This is a genomic window from Alteraurantiacibacter aquimixticola (genome assembly GCF_004965515.1).
Classification (GTDB): domain Bacteria; phylum Pseudomonadota; class Alphaproteobacteria; order Sphingomonadales; family Sphingomonadaceae; genus Alteraurantiacibacter; species Alteraurantiacibacter aquimixticola.
Map to the genome: position 1 here is coordinate 164,505 of NZ_SSHH01000003.1, position 21,930 is coordinate 186,434.

Annotated in this window: 20 protein-coding genes; 11 read left to right on the top strand and 9 right to left on the bottom strand. The window is 65.2% G+C overall.

Going from position 1 to position 21,930, the window contains the following annotated elements; translation table 11 throughout:
• Positions 1-33 precede the first annotated feature (33 nt).
• The 3 genes from E5222_RS11710 to E5222_RS11720 all read left to right on the top strand — a co-directional run bounded on the left by E5222_RS11710 (position 34) and on the right by E5222_RS11720 (position 1,760).
• Entirely contained in the window at positions 34-663 is a 630-nt protein-coding gene (locus tag E5222_RS11710) for a pyridoxamine 5'-phosphate oxidase family protein (protein ID WP_136693984.1), read from the top strand.
• Positions 663-1,130: a nuclear transport factor 2 family protein gene (locus E5222_RS11715; RefSeq protein ID WP_211196147.1), complete on the top strand. Its 468-nt coding sequence runs from the start codon at positions 663-665 to the stop codon at positions 1,128-1,130. The genes E5222_RS11710 and E5222_RS11715 overlap by 1 nt, the downstream gene beginning before the upstream one ends.
• A gap of 105 nt (positions 1,131-1,235) precedes the next feature.
• On the top strand, positions 1,236-1,760 hold the full coding sequence (locus E5222_RS11720; protein WP_136693986.1) for a superoxide dismutase family protein: 525 nt from the start codon (positions 1,236-1,238) through the stop codon (positions 1,758-1,760).
• Positions 1,761-1,764: 4 nt separating this feature from the next.
• Here E5222_RS11720 and mdlC read toward each other — a convergent pair whose 3' ends face one another.
• The 6 genes from mdlC to E5222_RS11750 form a co-directional block, all read right to left on the bottom strand.
• A complete protein-coding gene (gene mdlC / locus E5222_RS11725) occupies positions 1,765-3,303 on the bottom strand; it encodes a benzoylformate decarboxylase (RefSeq protein ID WP_136693987.1) in 1,539 nt (512 codons plus the stop codon).
• 4 nt (positions 3,304-3,307) lie between these two features.
• Complete coding sequence (locus tag E5222_RS11730; protein ID WP_136693988.1) at positions 3,308-4,939, bottom strand: MFS transporter; 1,632 nt, start codon at positions 4,937-4,939, stop codon at positions 3,308-3,310.
• Between the two features lie 159 nt (positions 4,940-5,098).
• Positions 5,099-5,956, bottom strand: coding sequence for an SDR family oxidoreductase (locus E5222_RS11735; protein WP_136693989.1), 858 nt, complete (start codon positions 5,954-5,956; stop codon positions 5,099-5,101).
• 35 nt (positions 5,957-5,991) lie between these two features.
• On the bottom strand, positions 5,992-7,047 hold the full coding sequence (locus E5222_RS11740; RefSeq protein WP_136693990.1) for an amidohydrolase family protein: 1,056 nt from the start codon (positions 7,045-7,047) through the stop codon (positions 5,992-5,994).
• A 5-nt stretch (positions 7,048-7,052) separates the two neighbouring features.
• Positions 7,053-8,483, bottom strand: a complete 1,431-nt coding sequence (locus tag E5222_RS11745) for an NAD-dependent succinate-semialdehyde dehydrogenase (protein WP_136693991.1) — start codon at positions 8,481-8,483, stop codon at positions 7,053-7,055.
• Between the two features lie 77 nt (positions 8,484-8,560).
• Positions 8,561-9,301, bottom strand: coding sequence for a nuclear transport factor 2 family protein (locus E5222_RS11750; protein ID WP_136693992.1), 741 nt, complete (start codon positions 9,299-9,301; stop codon positions 8,561-8,563).
• Between the two features lie 90 nt (positions 9,302-9,391).
• Between E5222_RS11750 and E5222_RS11755 the strand changes: the two genes are divergently transcribed.
• From E5222_RS11755 to E5222_RS11775, 5 genes are all read left to right on the top strand, one after another.
• Positions 9,392-9,928 carry a nuclear transport factor 2 family protein gene (locus E5222_RS11755; RefSeq protein WP_136693993.1) on the top strand — a complete coding sequence of 179 codons (537 nt, stop codon included), beginning with the start codon at positions 9,392-9,394 and terminating at the stop codon, positions 9,926-9,928.
• A gap of 20 nt (positions 9,929-9,948) precedes the next feature.
• Entirely contained in the window at positions 9,949-10,311 is a 363-nt protein-coding gene (locus E5222_RS11760; protein WP_136693994.1) for a hypothetical protein, read from the top strand.
• 33 nt (positions 10,312-10,344) lie between these two features.
• Positions 10,345-11,016 (top strand): glutathione S-transferase family protein, encoded by a 672-nt coding sequence (locus E5222_RS11765; protein ID WP_136693995.1) that lies wholly within the window; start codon positions 10,345-10,347, stop codon positions 11,014-11,016.
• A gap of 44 nt (positions 11,017-11,060) precedes the next feature.
• Entirely contained in the window at positions 11,061-11,462 is a 402-nt protein-coding gene (gene msrB / locus E5222_RS11770; protein WP_136693996.1) for a peptide-methionine (R)-S-oxide reductase MsrB, read from the top strand.
• 112 nt (positions 11,463-11,574) lie between these two features.
• Positions 11,575-13,773, top strand: coding sequence for a transglycosylase domain-containing protein (locus E5222_RS11775; protein WP_136693997.1), 2,199 nt, complete (start codon positions 11,575-11,577; stop codon positions 13,771-13,773).
• Between the two features lie 82 nt (positions 13,774-13,855).
• On the opposite strand, the gene E5222_RS11780 is transcribed toward E5222_RS11775, so the two are convergent.
• The 3 genes from E5222_RS11780 to hflK all read right to left on the bottom strand — a co-directional run bounded on the left by E5222_RS11780 (position 13,856) and on the right by hflK (position 17,445).
• Positions 13,856-15,358 (bottom strand): trypsin-like peptidase domain-containing protein, encoded by a 1,503-nt coding sequence (locus E5222_RS11780; RefSeq protein WP_136693998.1) that lies wholly within the window; start codon positions 15,356-15,358, stop codon positions 13,856-13,858.
• Positions 15,359-15,473: 115 nt separating this feature from the next.
• Positions 15,474-16,328 (bottom strand): protease modulator HflC, encoded by an 855-nt coding sequence (hflC, locus tag E5222_RS11785; protein ID WP_136693999.1) that lies wholly within the window; start codon positions 16,326-16,328, stop codon positions 15,474-15,476.
• Entirely contained in the window at positions 16,312-17,445 is a 1,134-nt protein-coding gene (gene hflK / locus E5222_RS11790) for a protease modulator HflK (protein WP_136694000.1), read from the bottom strand. Before hflK ends, hflC begins: the two co-directional genes overlap by 17 nt.
• Before the next feature lie 135 nt (positions 17,446-17,580).
• On the opposite strand from hflK, the gene E5222_RS11795 reads away from it, so the two are divergent.
• The 3 genes from E5222_RS11795 to hemH are packed head-to-tail and all read left to right on the top strand — an operon-like array spanning position 17,581 to position 21,930.
• A complete protein-coding gene (locus E5222_RS11795) occupies positions 17,581-18,549 on the top strand; it encodes an Mrp/NBP35 family ATP-binding protein (RefSeq protein ID WP_136694001.1) in 969 nt (322 codons plus the stop codon).
• A gap of 36 nt (positions 18,550-18,585) precedes the next feature.
• Positions 18,586-20,865, top strand: coding sequence for a molybdopterin cofactor-binding domain-containing protein (locus E5222_RS11800; protein WP_136694002.1), 2,280 nt, complete (start codon positions 18,586-18,588; stop codon positions 20,863-20,865).
• 42 nt (positions 20,866-20,907) lie between these two features.
• Complete coding sequence (gene hemH / locus E5222_RS11805; RefSeq protein WP_136694003.1) at positions 20,908-21,930, top strand: ferrochelatase; 1,023 nt, start codon at positions 20,908-20,910, stop codon at positions 21,928-21,930.

Consider the following 21,930-nt stretch of genomic DNA (forward strand, 5'->3'; position numbering starts at 1 on the left):
CCGACCCACCACCCTTTTTCGCGGAGCCACGCCATGGCCTACGGATTTCTCGATACCGCCTACACACCCACCATCCGGTCATTGCAGGCCAAGGCCGGCAGCCTGAAGACCTATGACGGGTTTTCCGGCAATCGCGCCTTCGACCGCTTTACCGCGCAGGAGCGGGAATTCATCGCCGCGCGCGATACCTTTTTCATGGCCAGCGCCGCACCCGGCGGCTGGCCCTATGTGCAGCATCGCGGCGGCCCTGTGGGCTTCCTCAAGGTGCTCGACGACCAGACGCTCGCCTTTCCGGACTATCGCGGGAACCGGCAATATATCAGCGCCGGCAACGCGCTGGACGATGACAGGGTGTGCCTGTTCCTGATCGATCAGGCCGAGCGCCGCCGCCTCAAGATCTACGCCCATGCCGAATTGCTCGACCTCGACGAAGTGCCCGAGCTTGCATGGGAACTCGAGCATCCGGGCTATCGCGCGCAGGTTGAACGGATATTCCGCTTGCGGCTGAAAGCCTTCGACTGGAACTGCCCGCAGCACATCGCTCGCCGCTTTACCGAGCAGGAGATTGCCGAAATGCTCGAAGCGACAGGCGACCGGATAAGACAGCTTGAACAGGAAAACGCCGCGCTCCGGGCCCGGCTCAATTCGACAGGAGACCAATGATGGAAATACCACGCTGCCCGCTTCCCCCCTTCACCGAAGAGACCGCCGCCGAGAAGGTGCGCATGGCAGAGGATGGCTGGAACAGCCGCGATCCGGGCCGCGTCTCGCTTGCCTATACGCCCGACAGCGAATGGCGCAATCGCGCCGAATTCTTCACCGGCCGGCAGGCGATCGTCGATTTCCTCACCGCCAAGTGGCAGCGCGAACAGGATTACCGGCTGGTCAAGGAACTCTGGGCCTTTCACGAGAATCGCATCGCCGTCCGCTTCGCCTATGAATGGCAGAACAGCGGCAACTGGTTCCGCTCCTACGGGAACGAGAACTGGGAATTCGACGAGCGAGGCCTGATGCGCCGCCGCATTGCCAGCATCAACGACCTCCATATCAGTGAGGAGGAACGCCTCTTCCGCTGGGACGGCAATGCTCGCCCGGCCGATCATCCGGGGCTGAGCGAGCTGGGCCTGTAAGGCTTGTGCTTTTGGTCCCCCGCTTAAAGAGCCGGTTGCGCATTGGGTTCTGAACGTTCAAGGGGCCCGTGAATTTTCCCCCAAACAGCAATCGAAGGATCACCGATGCGCAAGATTATTCTGCCTGTTTCCCTTTTTGCCCTGACGCTCGCCGCCTGCGGCTCGTCCGACACCGCCGAGGATGCGGCGATGGATGACATGGGCGTGGAGGATATGGGTGCCGGCGATGCACAGGCAGCCAGTGCCACGCTGATGACGCCCGAAGGCGCGACGATCGCTTCGGTCACCGCAACCGGTTCCGCCGGCGGCGTGACCATCAATCTTGAAGCGACCGGCATGGAGCCGGGCACCTACAGCGTGCGCGTACATGAAACCGCCATTTGCGCGGGCGACTTCTCCTCGGCCGGCGAAGTCTGGAACCCCGACGATGCCAGCGACGACCAGCAGGCCGGTTACCTGCCCAACCTGGAAATTGGCGAAGATGGCACCGGCTCGCTCGGCCACATGCTTTCCATGGCCGCGACCTGGGAAGGCCTGATGGATGAGGACGGCTCTGCCGTGATCGTCTACGCTGGTGAGGACACCGCGGGCGACCGCATGGCTTGCGGCGTCCTGGCTGCAGGCGAATAAGCCGTCAGGCGATGCGAATGTCGAGGAGCGTCGGACGCTCCTCGGCAAAGCTCCAGGCCAGCGCATCGTCCAGCGCATCGACGCTGGTAACGGTGCGCGCGGCCACCCCCTGCGCCTCTGCCAGCTTCGCGAAGTCGAGGCCGGTGAGGTCGCAGCCGGGGACATGGTTCATGCCGAACTCGCCGGAAAAGCCGGTGAGCGCGGCATAGGCCGAATTGTTCATGATGCAGAAGCTGACATTCGCCTGCTCCTGGAAAGCGGTGAACAGCCCCTGGATCGTATACATCGCGGCACCGTCTCCCAGCACGGCGATCACCTTGTCATCTTGTCCCATCGCAACGCCCAGCGCGCCCGGCAGCGAATAGCCGAGACCGCCGCTGGCGCAGGAATAGAAGCCGCCCTCACGCGTGATCGGCAGCGTCACATGCTCAGGATGACGTGCGGTCGGCGCCTCCTCCACGATCACGGCCTGCTTCGGGCGCAGCGCGGCGATGCGCTTCAGGACGTAGCTGGCGGTCATCTCCGCCGGAGGATCGACCAGCTGGTGCGTGCTGCCGGTGAAGGTGCGAGAGGGCAGGCGTTCGGTGAGCGTTTCCAGCCCCGCGCGAATATCGCCCAGCACGCCGCCGCCGCCCGGCAGGTTCGAGAGGTGCTGCGGATCGTCCGAAAGCGCCATCAGCTGTGCGCCTTCGGGCCAGTGCGGGCCGCTCCCCTCGACATGATAGGTGAAGACCGGCGCCCCGGCGACGAGGATCGCGTCATGCGGTGCGAGCGCATCGCGGATCTGGTCGCGCCAGGCATTGAGGAAGCCGGCGAACTGCTTGTGGTCCTCGGGGAAAGTCTCGCGCGCGGCATAGGGCGCGGCCCAGACCGAGAGGCCCGCCTTTTCGGCGAGCGCAACGGCGGCATCCCATGCGCCCGAATTTGCGGCGGCGGTGCCGATCACCAGCGCGGGATTGCTCGCAGCTTCGACCATCGCCGCGATCCGCTCGATCCCGGCAGGATCGGGATGCGTGCGCAGCGACAGGTCGGGCAGGGCGGGCAGGTCGCACTCCTGCTCCCAGTCGTCGACCGGGATGGAGACGAAGACCGGACCCATCGGCGGCGTCAGCGCCACGGCGAATGCGCGGGCCAGCGCCAGCGGCACATCCTCGGCGCGTGCTGGTTCGATGGCGAACTTGACGTAGGGGCGCGGGAATTCGGTCGGCCGCTCGGCACCCAGGAACGGGTCGAAAGGCAGGATGCTGCGCGCCTGCTGGCCCGCCGTCACCACGATCGGCGCATTGTTCTTCCACGCGGTGAAGAGATTGCCGAGCGAATGGCCCGTCCCGGCGGACGAGTGGAGGTTCACCAGCGCGGGCTTGCCGGAGCTGCGCGCATAGCCATCGGCCATGCCCATCACCACCGCTTCGTTCAGCCCCATCACATATGGAAAGGGCATGGCTTTCAGCATCGGCAGCTCGGTGCTGCCCGGGTTGCCGAACAGGCGGTCGACGCCGAAATGTTCGAATACGGCGAAGGCGGCTTCTCTTACGTTAGGCATGGCTTCAGACCTCTTCGCCCCCGGCTCGGGCCCGTTCGAGCACCGATGCCTCATCCTTGCGGAAGCGCCACAGCACCACCAGCAGCAGCGCGACGATGAAGGGGCAGACAATGTTCACGGAGATGATCGCCTGCGCCAAGTCGCCGCCATTCCTGTCGGAAACGATGCCCACGAAATATGGGCCGAGGCCGAGGCCGAGCAGCGTCTGCACGATCATGTAGGTGGAGAAGGTGATCCCTCGCATGCGCGGCAGCACCAGCCCCAGCATCAGCGCATAGGTCGGCGGCAGCCACAGCGTGAGGATGATCGAATAGATCGAGAACAGGACGTAGAATTGCGTCGTCGTCTCGGACGAATAGGTCCAGATGCCGAAGAAGGGCGAGATCGAGAGGCTCGCCAGCACCAGCCAGACCATGCCGCGCTGCCCCATCTTCCCGGCCAGGAAATCGGATAGCGGCCCGGCGATGATCGGCCCGATCATGCCCAGTGCCGCTGCCAGCAGGCCGAACTGCACGCCCGCCTGCGCCGGGGTGAGGCCGAAGTCGCGGATCAGCAGCGAGGGGGTGAAGCCCATCACGCCGTAATTGATCGCCGTCTGCAATCCGCCCACCACCATCAGCATGATCAGCGTCGGGGAAGCGATCACGTTGAAGGCCGGCCGGTCGGTCAGCTTGAAGCTCTGGAACAGGTTCAGCACCACGAAGGCGCCGAAGGCCGCCACACCCCATTGCAGCACGTGCGGATCGAGATGCAGGCCGTAAATATCGAGCGCCGGACGCGGCGAGAAATACTGCGTCACCCGCACCAGAGTGACAGCGGCGGCTAGGATCAGGGCGAGGCCGATCAGGTTCGCCGTCCATTGACGGCTGCCCGCATCGCGCTTCCACAAATAATACCAGTTGGTCCCCGGCACGACCGAACCCAACACATTGGCGCTGGCCTTGAACGGCGCGGGGTCTTTCGTTGCCCGAATGCCGTCCATCGCGCCGCGCTCCGGCTCCTTCAACCGGTAGATGAGGTAGGCGAGCGGGAAGCCGGGGATGGAGGCGACGATGAAGGCGAATTGCCAGCCGGCGAAATCGAACGGCGCGCCGCCAGCGGCATAGCGCTGGTCCCACCACTGCGCGACCACGCCGCCCAGCGTCATCGACAGGCCAAGGCCGAGCGCAAGGCCGATGCCCAGGCCCGCCATGCCCACGCCGCGGCGGCTCTTGGGGAAGGTGTCGAAGATGATCGAATTGGCCGCAGGCTGCGTCGCCCCCTCGCCGATGCCGACGCCAAGGCGCGAAATGGCAAGCAGGGCAAAGCCCGATGCGAAGGCGGCGATCCCGGCAAACAGAGACCAGACGGCAAGGCAGATCGCTAGCAGCTTGGTGCGCACCCAGCCATCGACCAGGCGGCCAAGCGGCAGCGAGAACAGCGCGTAGAACAGCGCGAAGACCGTGCCGTACAGCAGGCCCAGCTCGGCATCGCCAATGCCCAGATCCTCACGGATATCGGTGGCGAGGATGGAGAGGATCTGCCGGTCGAGCAGGCTCATCGCCTGCGCGCAGCTGACCAGCGTCAGCGCATACCAGGCATGGCGGCTGATCTTGTTGGCCTCGGCCGTGTTCGCAGCAGCGGCATCGGATGCCATATTCTTTCCTCTTCCTCCCAAGAGCCTTTCCGTTCCCGGAAAGGCCATGGCCCACGCTAGAACCTCTCAGTCGTCATTGCGAGCGCAGCGAAGCAATCCAGAGCGTTTCGTACGAAGCCCTGGACTGCTTCGTCGCTTTGCTCCTCGCAATGACGATAGTTACGCCAGCGCCCCCGCGATCGTCTCGGCGATAGGTGTGGTCGGGCGGCCCGCAAGGCGGCTCAACGTGCGGCTATTGTCCTCCAGCGCGCCCTTGGCCGTCGCAGCGGCGGAATTGGCGACAACGGCGGCGATGAAGCCGGGCAGGCCCGCATGCTCTTCCAGCGACTTGGCATAGTCACCCTCGGCCATGTCGATATACTTCACTTCCTTGCCCGACTGGCGGCTGACCTCGGCAGCGAAGTCCTCCATCGTCCAGCTTTCATCGCCGGCGATGTTGTAGCGCTCCCCGCCCTTGCCGCTGACCAGCACGGTGGCATCGGCGGCGGCCATGTCCGCGCGGGTGGCCGACGAGATCCTGCCCTGTCCCTGCGCGCCGGTGATGACGCCCGCTTCCACCTGCGGCTTCAGCGCGCCGATATAGTTTTCATTATACCAGCCATGGGCGAGGATATCGTGGGAGATGCCGCTTTCGGCCAGCGTCTTTTCGGTGGCGAGATGTTCCGCGCCCAGCTTGATCGGCGTGTTCTCGGCATCGAGGATCGAGGTGTAGGCGATGTAGCCGACGCCCGCTTCCTTCGCGCCATTGATCACATTGGCATGCTGGCGCGGGCGTTCGCCCAGCGCGCTGCCGGAGATCAGGAGCAAGCGGTCGACGCCGGAAAGCGCGGCGGGAATCTCTTCCGGCTTGTCGTAATCCATTGCGCGGACGGTCACGCCCTTCGCCGCATAGTCCGCCAGCTTCGAGGTGTCGCGCGTAAAGGCGATCACGTCGCCCGCATCCACCTTCTGCAGCAATTCGTCGAGCACGTGCTTGCCCAGCTGGCCGCTCGCACCGGTTACGCCATAGGTCGTCATGGGTCTCTCCTCTCCCCTCGATCCTGCGCCAGATATCAGAGCTTGAACAGCCTCTCCGCATTGGACTGGTAGAATTTCTTCAGCGTCGCGGCGGGCAGGTCCATATCGTCCAGCAGCTCCACCTCGGCGGGCACATACTGGTAGGGATAGTCCATCGCATACATCACCCGGTCTTCGCCCATCACGTCGATCATCAGCTTGATCGAGGCGGGGGAGGGCAGGCCGCTGGTGGTGCCCCAGACATTGTTGCGCAGGTAGTGGTGCAGGCTGTGCTTGAGCGGCTTCAACCGCTCGTAACGCTGCGAGCGGACGCCGGCATTGAACATGTAGTTCAGGCGGTCGATCCAGAAGGGCAGGCCTTCCGCGCCATGGCCCAGCACCAGTTGCAGGTCCGGATAGCGGTCGAACACGCCGGTCGTGAGCAGGCGCAGCGCGTGATAGCTCGTCTCCACCGCGAAACCGAACACCGCGCCTTCAAGCCCGGCTTCGACCATGCCGCCGATCATGCCGTCGGGCGGACCCTGCGGGTGGATATAGAGCGGGATGCCCTCTTCCGCGCAGGTGCGCAGGATGGGGTCGAACTGCTCTTCATCGAGATAAGCCCCGTGCGTGTGGCTGTTCACCTGCACGCCGTGGAAGCCCAGTTCATTCTTGCCGCGCTTCAATTCCGCAGCAGACCATTCCGGGTCCTGCGGGCAGATGGCGGTCATACCGTAGAAGCGGTCAGGATATTTCTCGCAGGCTGCGGCGAGCTGGTCGTTGGCGCGGGCTGCAATGCCCTTCGCCTCTTCCACGTCGTGGAGCGACTGCAGGCCGGGGCTGGTCAGCGCCAGCACCGCCTTGTCGATCCCCGCCGCGTCCATCGCACCGATGCGCAATTCGCCCAGGTCGAGCAGCCGCTCGCGGATGAAGGTCGTGCGTTCGGACGGGCTGGTGCCGTAGAAGCCCCACAGGCTGACAGTGCCCTTGTCCGCCTTGCCTTCCTTCACCAGCCGCAGGATCGCATCGAGCTGTTCGGCGGTGGCGAAAGCTTCTTCGGTGGCGATGCGCAGGTAACCGCGGTCACCGCCGGTCTTCAGTTCGTGAGCCATTGTGCTTACCCTTCGTGAACGGCTTTGGTGACCATGCAGGCACGCACGCCTTCGGGGCCGTCCTCGCTGCCGTGGCCGGACCATTTCACGCCGCCGAACGGGCTGTCCGCGCCGCCGATCATGTGGCTGTTGATGCCGACCATGCCCGCTTCCAGCTGATCTGCCAGACGGCGCTGACGCTGAACATCATTGGTCCAGCTGTAAGCCGCCAGGCCATAAGGCAGGCGGTTTGCCTCAGCGATCATCTCCTCTTCCGTGCGATACGGATTGACGATGGCGACGGGGCCGAAAGGCTCCTCGTTCATGATCTCGGCATCGAGCGGGACTTCGGATATGACCGAGGGTTCGTAGAAGAAGCCCTGGTTGCCGATGCGCTTGCCGCCAGCGCCCAGCTTCGCGCCCTTGTCCTTCGCATCGGCGATGAACCTGTCGATCGCCTCGGGCCGGCGCGCATTGGCCATCGGTCCCATGGTCGTGCCGTCTTCCAGGCCGTTGCCGACCACCTGCGCTTTGGCGCCTTCGATAAAGCCGTCACGGAATTTCTCGAACACGTCTTCCTGCACGATGAAGCGCGTGGGGGAGACGCAGACCTGGCCGCAATTGCGGTACTTGCCGCCAACGGCGGTGGCGAGTGCCTTGTCGACATCGCTATCGTTGAAGACGAGGACCGGGCCGTGCCCGCCCAGCTCCATCGTGGTGCGGATCATATTGTCCGCCGCCAGCTTGGCGAGGTGCTTGCCGACCACGGTCGAGCCGGTGAAGCTCAATTTGCGGATGATGGGCGAACCCAGCAGGTGGCGGCTCACTTCATCGGGCACGCCGAACACGGCTTGCGCCACTTCCTTGGGCAGGCCGGCATCGAGCAGGCATTGCAGGATGGCGAGGGCCGATGCCGGGGTTTCCTCGGCGCTCTTCAGGATCACCGAACAGCCGGCGGCGACGGGCGCGCCGAGCTTGCGGCCGGGATTGCCGATGGGGAAGTTCCACGGGGCGAAGGCGGCGACGGGGCCGACCGGTTCCCACCGCACGGTCGAACGCATGCCTTCGGGCCGCACCAGCTCGCGGCCATAGAGGCGCGAACATTCGCCGGCGTAGAAGTTGAACAGGCCGACATTCATCATCACTTCGATGCGGCTTTCGGCCAGCGGCTTGCCTTCCTCCATCGTCGCGATGCGGGCGATATCTTCCTGCCGCTCCACCATCAGCCGCGCCGCGCCCTGCAGCACATGGGCGCGTTCCTGCGGGGTGGACTTGCGCCAGATCCGGAAACCGCGCTCGGCCACTTCCAGTGCGCGGTCGAGATCGGCCGGATCGGCCAGCGGCAGTTCGGCCAGCGTCTCGCCGGTGACGGGATTGACGACGTCGAAAGTGCGGCGGCCCCCGCCGGACACCTTCTCGCCATCGATGATCATGTGGAGCGAAGGATAATCGGTCATGTCACTCTCCCCAGCCCCGCCGGGAAGGCGGGGATTTCGGGTTGTCTAGGATGTCAGGTGAGTCGGCGCAAAGGGCCTCAGCCCTTGGCCTTCTCGCGGGCGATATCGCCTTCCCAACGCTCCGCCACCATTTCCTCGCCGGTGATCGGGTGCTTCATGTGGAAGGGCAGCAGCTTGTGCGTCGGCCACAGGAAGAAGTCGTCATAGAGTTCGTCCGGACCGGCGGGATCTTCCGGGTAGAGCGTGTTCAGGAACGGCACGTATTCGGGATCGGTATAGGCCCAGCCCTTGTCGAAATCGGCATGCCAGTGCGGGAAATAGTTTAGCAGCTTGATCCGCCACTTGCCGTCGTCGCCCTTGGTATAGATGTTCTCGTAGAGGCCGCCTTCCCACCACTGGCGAACGCCCAGGCCGGCAGCTTCATCGGTATAGTCCTTGTGGCGACCGGCCTGCATGGTCGAACGGCCGCGCAGGCGCGCAGTCTTGCCGTCTTCATCGATGTCGACGATCGTCTGGATTTGCGGATGATCGAGCAGGAAGCCGTCGACGGGTCCGTTGTTGTTATGCGTGAAGCGCTTGCGGAACCGCTCGATATAGAGCCGCTTGACACCCGCCTTGCCTTTGAAGACCCCCCCGAAGAAACGCACTTCGCAATCGTCGGCGAACAGGTCCACCACTTGGTCATACATGCATTTGTCGATCAGGTAGCCATAGAGGTATTGCAGCTTCTGCACGTCCAGCTCGTCCTCGCGGACGGTCAGGCGTCGTTCCATCTCGGCAAGCTTCGCCTCGAGCGCGGCAATGCGATCGTCGGACATCGTCGATTCTCTCCCAAAATCGTATGTTGTACTTACAATTGTGAGAGACGATGGATAGAGTCAACAAGGCTTGGAGAGGAGCAGGGAAAAATGACCAGATACGCCGCCACATACGCCCGGGACCGCGCCGAGATCGAGGACCTGATGGCACGCTACCTGATGGCGATGGACTACAATGATTTCGATTCCTACGCCGACATGTTCACCGAGGGCGGGACGCTGGAATTCGCCCGCGGCGCGGTGACGGGCCGCGAGAATATCCGCGCGGCGGCGCAGGGTTTCAAGGAAGCCGTGGCGGGCATCTACAAGGACGTGGACGGCAACCCCGCCATCCTGCGCCACGTGCTGTGCCAGTCGGTCATCCGGGTCGAGGGCGACAAGGCCTGGCACACCGGCTTCTGGTTCGAATGCGCCAATGACGGCCCGCGCGAAGCATCGGGACGCTTCACCCCCACGCTCGGCACTTTCGGCATTTACGAGGACGAACTGGTGCGCGTGGATGGGGAGTGGAAATTCGCCTATCGCGATATCCGCAACGAATTCCTCGACGGGCGCGACAGCGGCAAGGTCAATCCCGTGCTCGCGATGGATGCGAAGGCCGAGACGGCGTTAAGCGGGGGTTCGTGAAGCGGGCTCTAGGCGGAGCTATGCATAGACGCCTTCTCCCGCTCGCCGCCTTGCTGCTGGCAACTCCGCTATCCGCACAGGATGCTCCTGCGCCCGAGCTCAGCCTTGAGCAGCGCATGCTGCTGCGCTGTTCGGCCACCTTCGCTATGGTCGCGCATGGGCAGGAGACCGGCAATGCAGAGGCGCTGCAATATCCGCCCCTTGCCGAAAGCGGGCGCGAATTCTTCGTGCAGGCCAGCGCGAGGGTGATGGACGAGACCGGCTTGTCGATCGAGGAGCTAACCGTGGTCCTCCAGCGCGAGGCGCAGGATCTGGTGGACAAGCAGCAGGTCGAAGCGATGATGCCCGTCTGCCTGCCGCTGCTTCCGCAATCGGGATTGTAGTAAAGGGGGCGGAAAGGCTAGAGCAGCCACTCCATGTGGCGACTCTATCACTTCACCCTCTGCCCCTTTTCCCGCAAGACCCGGCTCGCGCTTTCCGAAAAGGGCGTGGGGCATGATCTTGAGCGCGTCTATCCGTGGGATGCGCCGGATGAATTCTACCAGATGAACCCGGCCGGCCGCACGCCCGTGCTGCACGATCCGGATCGCCGCGCCACGCTGGTGGACAGCCAGGCCATCTGCGAATTCTTCGAGGAGACGGTGGACAAGACGCCGCTGATCCTCGGCAATGCGACCCAGCGAGCGGAGATCCGCCGGCTGGTGGCGCTGTTCGACCAGAACTTCTTCGCCGATGTCACCCATCCGCTGCTGCATGAGAAGATGAAGAAGCGGCTGATCCTGCGCGCTGCGCCCGATTCCGGCCAGCTGCGCAATGCGATGCGGCTGGCGCATGAGCATCTTGAATATATCGACTGGCTGGTGGCCCATCGCCGCTGGCTGGCAGGCGCGCAGTTGAGCCTGGCGGATTTCGCCGCCGCCGCGCAGATTTCTGTCGTCGATTATCTCGGCGGCCTCGATTGGTCCGGTCATGACGAGGCGCATGGCTGGTATCGCGTGATGAAGAGCCGCCCCAGCTTCCGGCCCCTGCTGACCGAAAAGATGGAAGGCCTGCCGCCGCCCCGGCACTATGCCGATGTAAATAGTTGAGGTTGCGCGGCGTATCACCATCTAAGCGGTGAAGGAGCTTCCCTATGACCGACAAGGTGAACCTGACCGACGACGAATGGCGCGCCAAGCTCAGCCCCGAGCAATATGCGATCCTGCGCCAGAAGGGCACCGAGCGGGCCTTCACCGGCAAATATGAGAAGAACAAGCAGGCAGGCATGTACAAATGCGCCGGCTGCGGGCTGCCGCTCTTCGTGAGCGAGACCAAATATGACAGCGGCTCCGGCTGGCCCAGCTTCACCGCGCCTGCGGGCGATGATGCGGTGGACGAGCATCGCGATATCACGCACGGCATGATCCGCACCGAGGTGACCTGCGCGCGCTGCGACGGGCATCTGGGCCATGTCTTCCCCGATGGGCCCGGTCCCGAAGGCCTGCGCTATTGCATCAATTCCGCCTCGCTGGAGTTCGATCCGGAGGATAAGTGAGCGCGCGGCGTAAACGCGGCGTTCACCCTGCGTTACGTTTGCCCTATGCACAGCTTGAGAGAGAATATGTGACGGGCGCGCCCCGCCCGGTTGACGAGGTGTAACCACTAGAATGGCGATCCAGCGTGGCAAGCGCTCCCGGGCGAGACGGGCGGCACGGGCCGAAAAAGATGCGAAGTCCCGCGCCAAGTCCCGCAGGGAGCAGGGTTGGCAGGGCTTCCTCGCGCGCTGGTTCAAGCGGCTGGCGATCGCCGGCGTCGCTATTGGTGTGCTTGCGGCGATAGCACTGGGCACGGCCGTGTTCTTCGCTGCGCGCGAAATCCCTTCCTATTCGGCATTGATGGGCAGCCAGAACGGCCAGTCCATCGTCGTGCGTGCGCGCGACGGGTCGGAGATCGTCTCGCTCGGCCCGTCCTATGGCGAATGGCTGCGCGATGACGAGATCCCCCAAGTCATGAAGCAGGCGATGGTCAGTGTTGAGGACCATCGCTTCTATTCACATTTCGGCGTCGATCCGCTGGGCCTTGCGCGCGCGGTCTTCAATGCCTTTTCCGAGGATCGGCAGGTCTCCGCCACCTCCACCATCACCCAGCAGCTGGCGCGCAACGTCTTCCTCAATTCCAACCGCACGCTCGACCGCAAGCTGAACGAGGCGGTTCTGGCGATGGCGCTGGAATGGAAGTTCTCCAAGGAACAGATCCTCGAGCTCTACCTCAACAAGGTCTATTTCGGCGGCGGTGCCTATGGCATCGATTCCGCCAGCCGCCGCTTCTTCAGCCACTCCGCGCGCGAGCTGAGCCTTGAGGAAGCGGCGATCATCGCGGGACTTGTGAAGGCTCCCAGCCGTTATTCCCCCACCGCCGATATCGACGCCGCCGTGGGCCGCGCGAATGTCGTCGTCGGCCAGATGGTCGCCTATGGCGATCTCGACCCGGCGCTGGCGCGGCAGGTGGACGTTTCCGCCGTGAAGCTGCGCGAGGAGACGGGGCAGAACTCGGTCCGCTATTTCACCGACTACGTGCTGCCACAGCTCGACCTCCTGCTGCCGAGCAATTCGTTCGAGCCGATCGAGGTGTGGACGACGATCGATACCGGCATGCAGGCGGCGGCGACCACCGCGATCCAGTCCAACGTTCCCGGCGGAACGCAAGGCGCGCTCGTCAGCCTCGACCGCGACGGGGCGATCCTGGCGATGGTCGGCGGCACCGACTACGTTGAGAGTAATTACAACCGCGCGGTCACCGCGCTGCGCCAGCCCGGCTCTTCGTGGAAGCTGTTCGTCTATCTCGCCGCGCTGGAGGCCGGCTATACGCCCAGCTCCATGGTGCGCGATGTGCCGGTGACCATCAGCGGATGGAGCCCGCGCAATTCCAACGGCCGCTACACGGGCGAGATCGATGTGCGCACTGCCTTTGCCTATTCGGTGAACACGGTGGCGGCGCAGCTGGGGAACGAGGTCGGCTTCACCAATGTCGCCAATATGGCGCGCCGCTTCGGCATCAGCAGCGAGATCAATGCCTTTCCCTCCATGGTGCTTGGCACCAACGAGGTCCGCCTGCTGGACATGACGCGCGCCTTTGCCGCCGTTTCCGCGCGCGGCAAGTCTGTGGAACCCTATGGCATCATCCGCGTCACCAGCGCAGATGGGGAAGAGCTCTACAAGCATGAGGAGGCGCGCAGCTATACGCTGGTGCCCGATTATGTCGCTGCCGGGATCACCGACCTGCTGCAGACGGCAGTCAATACCGGCACCGGCCGAGCGGCGCAGATCGGCCGCCCGGTCGCAGGCAAGACCGGCACCACAAGCGACAATCGCGATGGCTATTTCGTCGGCTTTTCCAGCGGCATCACCACCGGCGTGTGGATGGGGCGCGACGACAATGCGCGTGTCTCCGGCTTGCAGGGCGGCACCGCGCCCGCACGCGCCTTCGCCGCCTATATGCGCTATGCCGTGAAGGATCGGCCGGAAGAGGACTTCGATACCGAGCTGCAATTGCCCGAATGGCAGCTGGAGCCCGATGACGAGTTCTATTACGGCGAGCCGGGCGACTACTACTTCATCGATGAGCAGGGCAATTTGATCGAGCCCGGCGGCTCTTCCCGCGAGGATACCGGGCCGGGCGATCCGCCGATGAATCCGAACGCGCCGCGCCCCGGCGACAGCGTGGAAGGCATCGGCCTACCCAACCCGCCACAGGCGGCGAGCGACGATTTCCTCGAACAGGCAATCGGCGGCGCTCTGCCGCAGGATAATGGCCGCGGCAATGTGACTGTGAGGCGAGGGAGCGATCCGCCGCGGGGTGCGCCCTGACGCGCCAAGAGAGCGCCCGTGAAAAAGGCCGCCTCCCCAACACGGGAAGGCGGCCTTTTCATTGGCCCCTGGGCCGCCCGGTCTAGTCCGAATTGCGCAGGCGCACCGGCACGGTTGCCGACGGGCCGCGGCGCGGGCGCACGCGCAACAGGATGGCATCGCGGCCTTCCTCGCGCACGGTGCGGATCTGCGCTTCGAGGTCCTCGAGGTTCTCGATCCGCTGGTAATTGGCGCTTTCGATCACCGCGCCGCGCGCCAGGCCCTTGCGCGCCGCATCGGCATTGGGATCGACATTGGCCACGACCACGCCGGTCATGTCCGCATCGCCGCCCAGCTGGCGGGCGATCTGCGGCGTGATGGTGAGGCCCTGCACGCCCAGCGCATCCTCGATCAGGCTGCTGGAATTTTCCGCATCCAGCGGCTCTTCCGGCTCGGCATCGGGATTGAAGGCCTGCGCGTTCAGCTCATCCTGGCTGGGACGGCGGCCCACGGTCACATTCACCCGGCGGCGATCGCCATTGCGGATGAATTCGACCGGTACGGTGGTGCCCGGTTCGACATTGGCGACGAGGTAGGACAGGCTCTGGTCGCGGGTGATCGGCTGGCCGTTCACGCTCACCACCACGTCGCCCGCTTCCAGCCCGGCCGCTTCGGCGGCTTCGCCCGGCTGCACCGACTGGATGAATTCGCCGCTGTTTTCCGGAATGCCCAGCGCTTCGGCGAAATCGGCATTCACCGGCTGGATCTGCACGCCCAGGTAACCGCGCTGGATATCGTCGCCGTTGATCAGCGCCTGCACGATCGGTGCGGCAACGTCGGTGGGAATGGCAAAGCCGATGCCCACGCTGCCGCCGGTGGGCGAGATGATGTTGTTGTTGATGCCGATGACATTGCCCGACATGTCGAACAGCGGACCGCCCGAATTGCCCGAATTGATGCTGGCATCGGTCTGGATATAACGGTCATAGGCACCGCGACGCCCGGTGGTGCGGTAGGTCGCGGAGATGATCCCCGCGGTCACCGTACCATCGAGTCCGAAGGGATTGCCGATCGCGATTACCCAGTCGCCCACGCGGGCATCATGCGCGCCCGCCATCCGCACGAAGGGGAAGGGTTCGGCACGCGTGATCTTGAGTACGGCAAGGTCGCTGTCCGGGTCGGCCCCGACCAGCTCGGCATCGTAGGACGTGCCGTTGGACAGCGTGACGGTTGCCTGTTCCAGCGTCAGCCGGCCATCGGGGCGCACAACGTGGTTGTTGGTGACGATGTAGCCGTCCGCCGAAATCAGGAAGCCCGAACCGAGCGACTGGCCTTCGCGGGTGATCGGCCGGTTGCCGCGCCCCTCTATCGTCAGGCTCTGGCGGGTGGAGATGTTCACCACAGCGGGCATCAGCGCCTCGGTCAGGTCGGCAAAGCTGCCCGGAGCGCCTGCCGCGGGGGCGGCGGCGTGGAATTCCGGCCGCTCGTTCTGCGCCACCTGCGCGCCTGCGGGAAAGCCCGTTACCAAGGTCAACGCCGCCCCGCCGAGCAGCAGGGCCGAAGTGATACCGTAAGAATATCGCACTGGCTTCACGTCCTTGTTCATCCTCTTTTATCTTCCACCGGCCTCATCGCATGAGGCGGTAAATTGGTTCCGAGTCCCGGACCGCGCAATCTGGCTACCGCGCCTGAACGGGTTTTGAACGACAATTGTAGTCGATCTAGCGGTTGCCGCGGAACTGGCGCAGATATTCGTTGTCCGGGCTCAGGATGATCGCGCTTTCGCCCTCGCCGGTTTCGAAAGTGCGGCGATAGGACTGCATGGCGCGGTAGAAGTCGTAAAAGCCCGGGTCCTTGCCATAGGCATCGGCATAGATGCGCGCTGCGTTGGCCTCGGCCTCGGCGCGGATGATCTGCGCATCGCGGCGGCCGCCCGCGCGAATCGTCTCTGCCTCTTCCTCGCGGTCGGAGCGCATGCGGTTGAAGGCGGCGGCCAGCGGCGTGCCTTCGGGCAGGTCGGCGCGCTTGATGCGAACGTCCAGAACCTGCGCACCATATTGGCGGGCGGAACGGTCCAGCTGCGCCGTGATGTTGCTCATCGCCGTGGTGCGGGCATCGGACAGCAGGTCGGCAAAGGTGCGGCGCCCCAGTTCCTGCCGCAGCACGGAGCGCAGGATCGGCTCAAGCTGGTTGCGCAGCCGGTCTTCGTCACCCGCGCTTTCCACCATCAGCACGGGGTCGATGATGCGGAAGCGGGCATAGGCGTCCACTTCCAGGCGCTGCTGGTCATTCGCCAGCACCTGCTCACGCTCCATGTCGAGGTCGAGGATGCGGCGGTCGACCATCTGGATGCGTTCCCAGATCGGGATGCGATACCAGATGCCGGCGCCGGTTTCACCATAGCGCTGGCTGGGGTCGAAGCGGTTGATCGTATAGACGGGGTTACCCGCGCGGATCTTCACGCCCTGATGCGTTTCGGGAACGATGACGAGTGTGCTGAGCGCGACTACAGTCAGCGCGACGAGTGCCATGATGGTGAACTTGTGATTTTCCCACATGTTACTGTCCCCCGGCATTCTGCGCGGCGGCGCTCTCTCTCGCGCGGCGGCGGATTTCGGGTAGCGGCAGATAGGTGGCGACCCCATCCGTCTCGACGATGGTCTTGTCTGTCTTGGCGAGCACGTTTTCCATGGTCTCGTAATAAAGGCGCTGGCGCGTCACTTCGGGGGCCAGACGGTATTCCTCATAGATATTGTTGAAGGCGGCGGCATCGCCCTGAGCCTGCGCGAGCAGCTGCTGTTCGTAGCGGCGCGCCTCGTTGAGGTCGCGCTCGGCATCCTGGCGCGCGGCCAGCACGTCGTTGAAAGCCTCGATCACCTGCTGCGGGGCGTCGGTCTTCTCGATCTCGATACCCTGCACGGCAATGCCCGATTCGAGCGCATCGAGAACCGCCTGCATATTGGTGCGCACGTTGAGCTCGATATTGGCGCGCCCTTCACCGGTCAGCACCGTATCGAGGTCCTGCTCGGCAACGGCGGCGCGCATCGCGGCCTCGGCCACTTCGGTCATCGTGTCGTTCGGGTCTGCCAGCTGGTAGCGATAGAGCGCCAGGTCATTGATGTTCCAGCGCACCAGATAGCTCAGGTCGACCAGGTTCTGGTCGGCGGTGAGGATCAGCTTCTCCTCGCTCGCACTGTCGGGAATGCGCTCCAGCCGGATCTGGCTGACATTCTCGATCGCAACCGTGTGGAGCGGCCAGGGCATGGTCAAATGCAGGCCCGGATCGAGAGTGTCCGCATATTTGCCGCCGAGATAGGTGACGATGCCCTGCTCGCGCGGTGCGACCTGATGGACGCTGGTGATGAAGAGGTAGATCGCCGCAATCCCGGCAATTGCCAGCGGGAACCAGCTGCCGCCGCCGGGCCGTTCGGGCAGGCGGAAGGACGGGCCTCCCCCGCCGCCACCGGCGCGGCGCGGACCTTCGGGCCCGCGATTCTTGAAAATATCCTCGATAGAGGCGGAGCGGCGCGGACGGTCGCCGCTGCCATCGCCGCCGCCCGGCAGCCACGGATTGCGCGGCCCGCCCGACGATCCTTCGCCGGAGGGCGCGCCGTCGCCGCCATCACCACCGTCATTACCGCCGTCACCGGCGCCGTCTTGGGGTTTGCCCCAGGGGTTCCGCTTGCCGGCCATTGCCAGTGCGATCCTTTCGATTAATCCGCCCAGTCTTTCCATGGCTATCTGTATAGGTCGGAAATCGGCAAAAAACAGGGGAGGGGCGTGCAATTTTCGCTGCAAGTGCGCCTGCGAGGCGCTAGCAGGGGCGCCATGAGCAGTACCGAAACCGTCCAGCAAGCCATTCCCGCAGAACTTTCCGCCATGGTCCGATCGGTGAAATTCGCCGACGGTGTGGCGACGATCATCGCCGATGCCGGCGGCCTTGGCCGCAGCGCCGCGGCGCAATTGCAGAAGGAGCTGGAAGAGGCGGTCGGCGCCGTCGAAGGCGTCCATGAAGTGCGCGTGGCGCTGATGGCGGACAAGGTGAAGCGGCGCATCATCGTCGTCGGATCGGGCAAGGGCGGTGTGGGCAAGTCCACGCTCACCGCCAACCTCGCCGTGGCGCTGGCCAGGCAGGGCAAGAAGGTCGGCGTGGTCGATGCCGACATATACGGCCCTTCGCAGGTCATGCTGCTCGATCCCGATCGCGGGAAGCCCAGGGCGGAAGGCAACACGCTGATCCCGGTCGAGAGCGAATATGGCGTGAAGCTCCTCTCCATGGCCCAGCTGGTCGAAGGCGGGAAGGCGATCGCCTGGCGCGGGCCGATGGTCGGGCAAGCGCTCACGCAGATGATGGAAGCGGAATGGGACGATGCCGAGCTGCTGCTGGTGGACCTGCCGCCGGGTACGGGCGACGTGCAGCTGACCATGATGCAGAAGTTCAAGCCCGATGGCGCGGTGGTGGTCACCACGCCGCAGGACCTTGCGCTGATCGATGCCACGCGCGCGATCGACCTGTTCCGCCAGGCGGAAATCCCGATCGTGGGTGTGGTCGAGAACATGGCCGGCTATGTCTGCCCGCATTGCGGCGAGCTGTCCGACCCCTTCGGCGCGGGCGGGGCGGAAGTCGCGGCGACCAGCATGGGTCACCCCTTCCTCGGCCGCGTTCCGCTGCACATGGCCATTCGCGTCGCCAGCGATACGGGCACGCCGCCTGCCGCCAATGATGGCGAACAGGGCGAGGCGTTCCTGGCCATCGCCGCCCGGCTGGGCGAATGGCTGGACGCGTCCAGGTCCTGAGGGCAATAATAGCGCCGTGACAAAGGGATCGGGCAGGTGAAGCTGACGCGGCGCAATGTGCTGGCGGGGGCCGCGGTGGGCGGCGGGCTGCTGGTCGCCTGGTCCCTGCTCCCGCGCGATTATGACAGCCCGCTCGACCCGTCCGAGGGCGAAACCGCTTTCGATGCCTGGCTGAAGATCGCCAGCGACGGGGTGATTACTGTCTCCGTGCCGCAGCTGGAAATGGGGCAGGGCATCACTACCCTCCTCCCGCAAGTGATGGCGATGGAACTGGGGGCGGACTGGCGGCAAGTGGCGGTGGAGCCCGCGCCGGTGAGCGGCGCTTATGCCAACCTGCCTCTCGCCGCGCGCTGGGCACCACTGTGGCGGCCCGCCATCCCCGCGCTGGCCGATGATGCGGACGATTTCATGGTTCGCCGCTGGGCCGAGGGGAGCCGCTTCACTGCTACTGCCGACGGCATGAGCATGGCGGCTTACGAAATGCCCTGCCGCCTCGCCGCCGCCTCTGCCCGCGCGATGCTGGAAATGGCTGCGGCCGAGCGCTGGGGCGTCGATTGGGAGGCATGCGATGCCTCCGACGGCTTCGTCACCCATGGCGAAAACCGGCTGACCTTCGGCGAGCTGGCGCTGGAAGCGGCCGACTTCTCCCCGCCCGATCCCCCGCCCTTGCGGCCCGAGCCGCCGCGCGATCCGTCCTTCGCGGCCGGAGCCGATGCGGATGACGATAGCGGAGAGATCGCCTTTCCCCGGCTCGACCTGCCCTCCAAGATCGACGGCAGCTTCCAGTTTGCGGGCGATGTGCGCCTGCCCGACATGGTCTATGCCGCGATCCGTCACGGCCCCCGCGACCGCAGCGAGCTCATCGGCTTCGATGTCGAGCGGGCTGGCGGCATTCGCGACATGGTGGGCATCGTGCGCGGCAAGCGCTGGCTGGCGGCGGCGGCGACCAACTGGTGGGCGGCGGAGCAGGCACTCACCGTGATGAACCCGCGCTTCGCGGCAGAGAATATCGTTCGCAGCGAGCGGATCGAGACCGCGCTCGACAATGGCGTGCGGCGCGGGGCGGCACAGCGGATCGTGGAGCGTGGGCAGGGCGATGCCGCCTACACGCCCGATTTCGCGCTGCGCTATGACATCGCGCCCGCCATCCACGCCACGCCCGAAACCGCGACTGTCACCGCGCGGCTGCTGGCCGGAAGGCTGGAGCTGTGGATGGCGAGCCAGGCGCCCGAGGCGGCGCGCGCTGCGGCGGCCAAGGCCATCGGCCTCTCTCTGGGCGATGTCGTGCTCTATCCCATGCCCGCAGGCGGCAGCTTCGACCGGCGGCTGGAGCACGAACAGGCGATCGAGGCCGCGCTGATCGCGCGCGAGCTGGGACGCCCGGTGCAGCTCGTCTGGTCGCGCGCGGAGGAGCAGCTCGCTGCCCATCCGCGCCCGCCAGCCGCTGCGCTGATCGGCGCGCAATTGACGCAGGAAGGGCGCATTGCCGCCATGCGCGTGCGCGTGGCGACGCCGCCTGCCGCAAAGGAATTCGGCTGCCGCCTGTTCGACAACAAGACCAGCTGGTCCGCGATCGAGGAGGTGGCGGGAGAGGGTGATCCGATGGCGGTGGAAGGGCTCGACATGCCCTATGCCGTGCCCGATCTCGCGGTCGATCACATTCCCGTTAAATTGCCTCTGCCGTCCGGGCGGATGCGCGCCAATGCGCATGGCATGACCTGCTTCATGCTGGAGAGCTTCATCGACGAAGTGGCCGTGCGTGGCGGGTTCGAGCCGGTGAGCTTCCGCATCGCCATGCTGGGGCAGGACGCGCTGCTGGTCGATTGCCTGCAACGCGCGGCGCGGCTTTCCGAATGGGATGGCGGCGCGCGTGGCACGGGGCAGGGCATTGCCTGCCACCGGATGGAGCGCGGCGGGGCGAGGGGCCGGGTGGCGGTGGTCGCGACGGCGGCAGCGGGCGAAGGCGGCGTGCGCGTCAGCCGCATTGCCGCGGCGGTCAATATCGGCCGCGTGGTCAATCGCGACATCGCCATGCAACAGATCGAGGGCGGGATCGTCTTTGGCCTCTCGCTCGCGCTGGGCAGCGCCACCGGATATGACGAGGGGTGGCCGACAGCCGCGCGCCTGGCCGACCTCAACCTGCCCACGCTGGCGGACATGCCGCGCATCAGCGTGGAGCTTGTCGAGAGCGAGGAGGAGAGTTTCGATCCCGGCGAAATCGGCGTTCCCGCCGTCGCGCCCGCCATCGCCAATGCGCTCTTTTCCGCCACGGGCCTGCGCCTGCGCCGCCTGCCGTTGCTTTCGGGCGGGCTCTAAGGCCGTAGTGCAAAGCGCCGCTTTGGCGCTAAGGACGCGTCAATGACCTGGCAGAAACAGCAGCTTCCTTCGGACCATCCGCCCGTGAAGAGCGGCGGCGTGGGCGTCCTCGTCGTCAATCTCGGCACACCCGATGCGCCTACGCCTAAGGCGGTGAAGCGCTATCTGGCAGAGTTCCTCTCCGATCCCCGTGTGGTCGAGATCCCGCAAATCGCCTGGCAACCGATCCTGCGCGGCGTGATCCTTAATGTCCGCCCGAAGAAGAGCGCGCATGCCTACCAGCAGGTGTGGACCGAAAAGGGTTCGCCGCTCGCCGCCATCACTTGCGAACAGGCGGAGAAGTTGCAGGCGCTGCTGGGCGATGGCGTGCAGGTCGATTGGGCGATGCGCTATGGCAATCCCTCGATCCCCGACAAGCTGGACGCGATGATGAAAGCGGGCTGCGAGCGCATCGTGCTCGCCCCGCTCTACCCGCAATATTCCGGCGCGACGACGGCGACGGTGGTGGACAAGGCAGGCGATGCGCTGAGGGCGATGCGCTGGCAGCCGAGCTTGCGGGTCATGCCCCCCTATCACGACGATCCGGCCTATATCGATGCGCTGGCGAAGGACCTCTGCGCACAGCTGGATGCGCTGGACTTCACGCCCGAAGTCTTGCTGCTCAGCTTCCACGGCATGCCGCAGCGGACGCTGGAACTCGGCGATCCCTACCACTGCCATTGCAGGAAGACCGCGCGCCTGCTGGAAGCGGCCATGGCGCGCCCCGATATCCGCATGGTCACCACCTTCCAGAGCCGTTTTGGCCGCGCCAAATGGCTGGAACCCGCCACCGACGCAGTGCTGGAGGAAGAGGCGAAGAAGGGCACGAAGCGTCTCGCCATCGCCGCACCGGGCTTCTCCGCCGATTGCCTCGAAACGCTGGAAGAGCTGGCGATCCGGGGCAAGGAGCAATTCACCGAGGCGGGCGGCGAGCAGTTCGCCGCGCTAAGCTGCCTCAATGCGGGCGAGGTGGGCATGGCGATGCTGGAAGCGCTCGTCCGCCGCGAACTGGCGGGCTGGATTTGA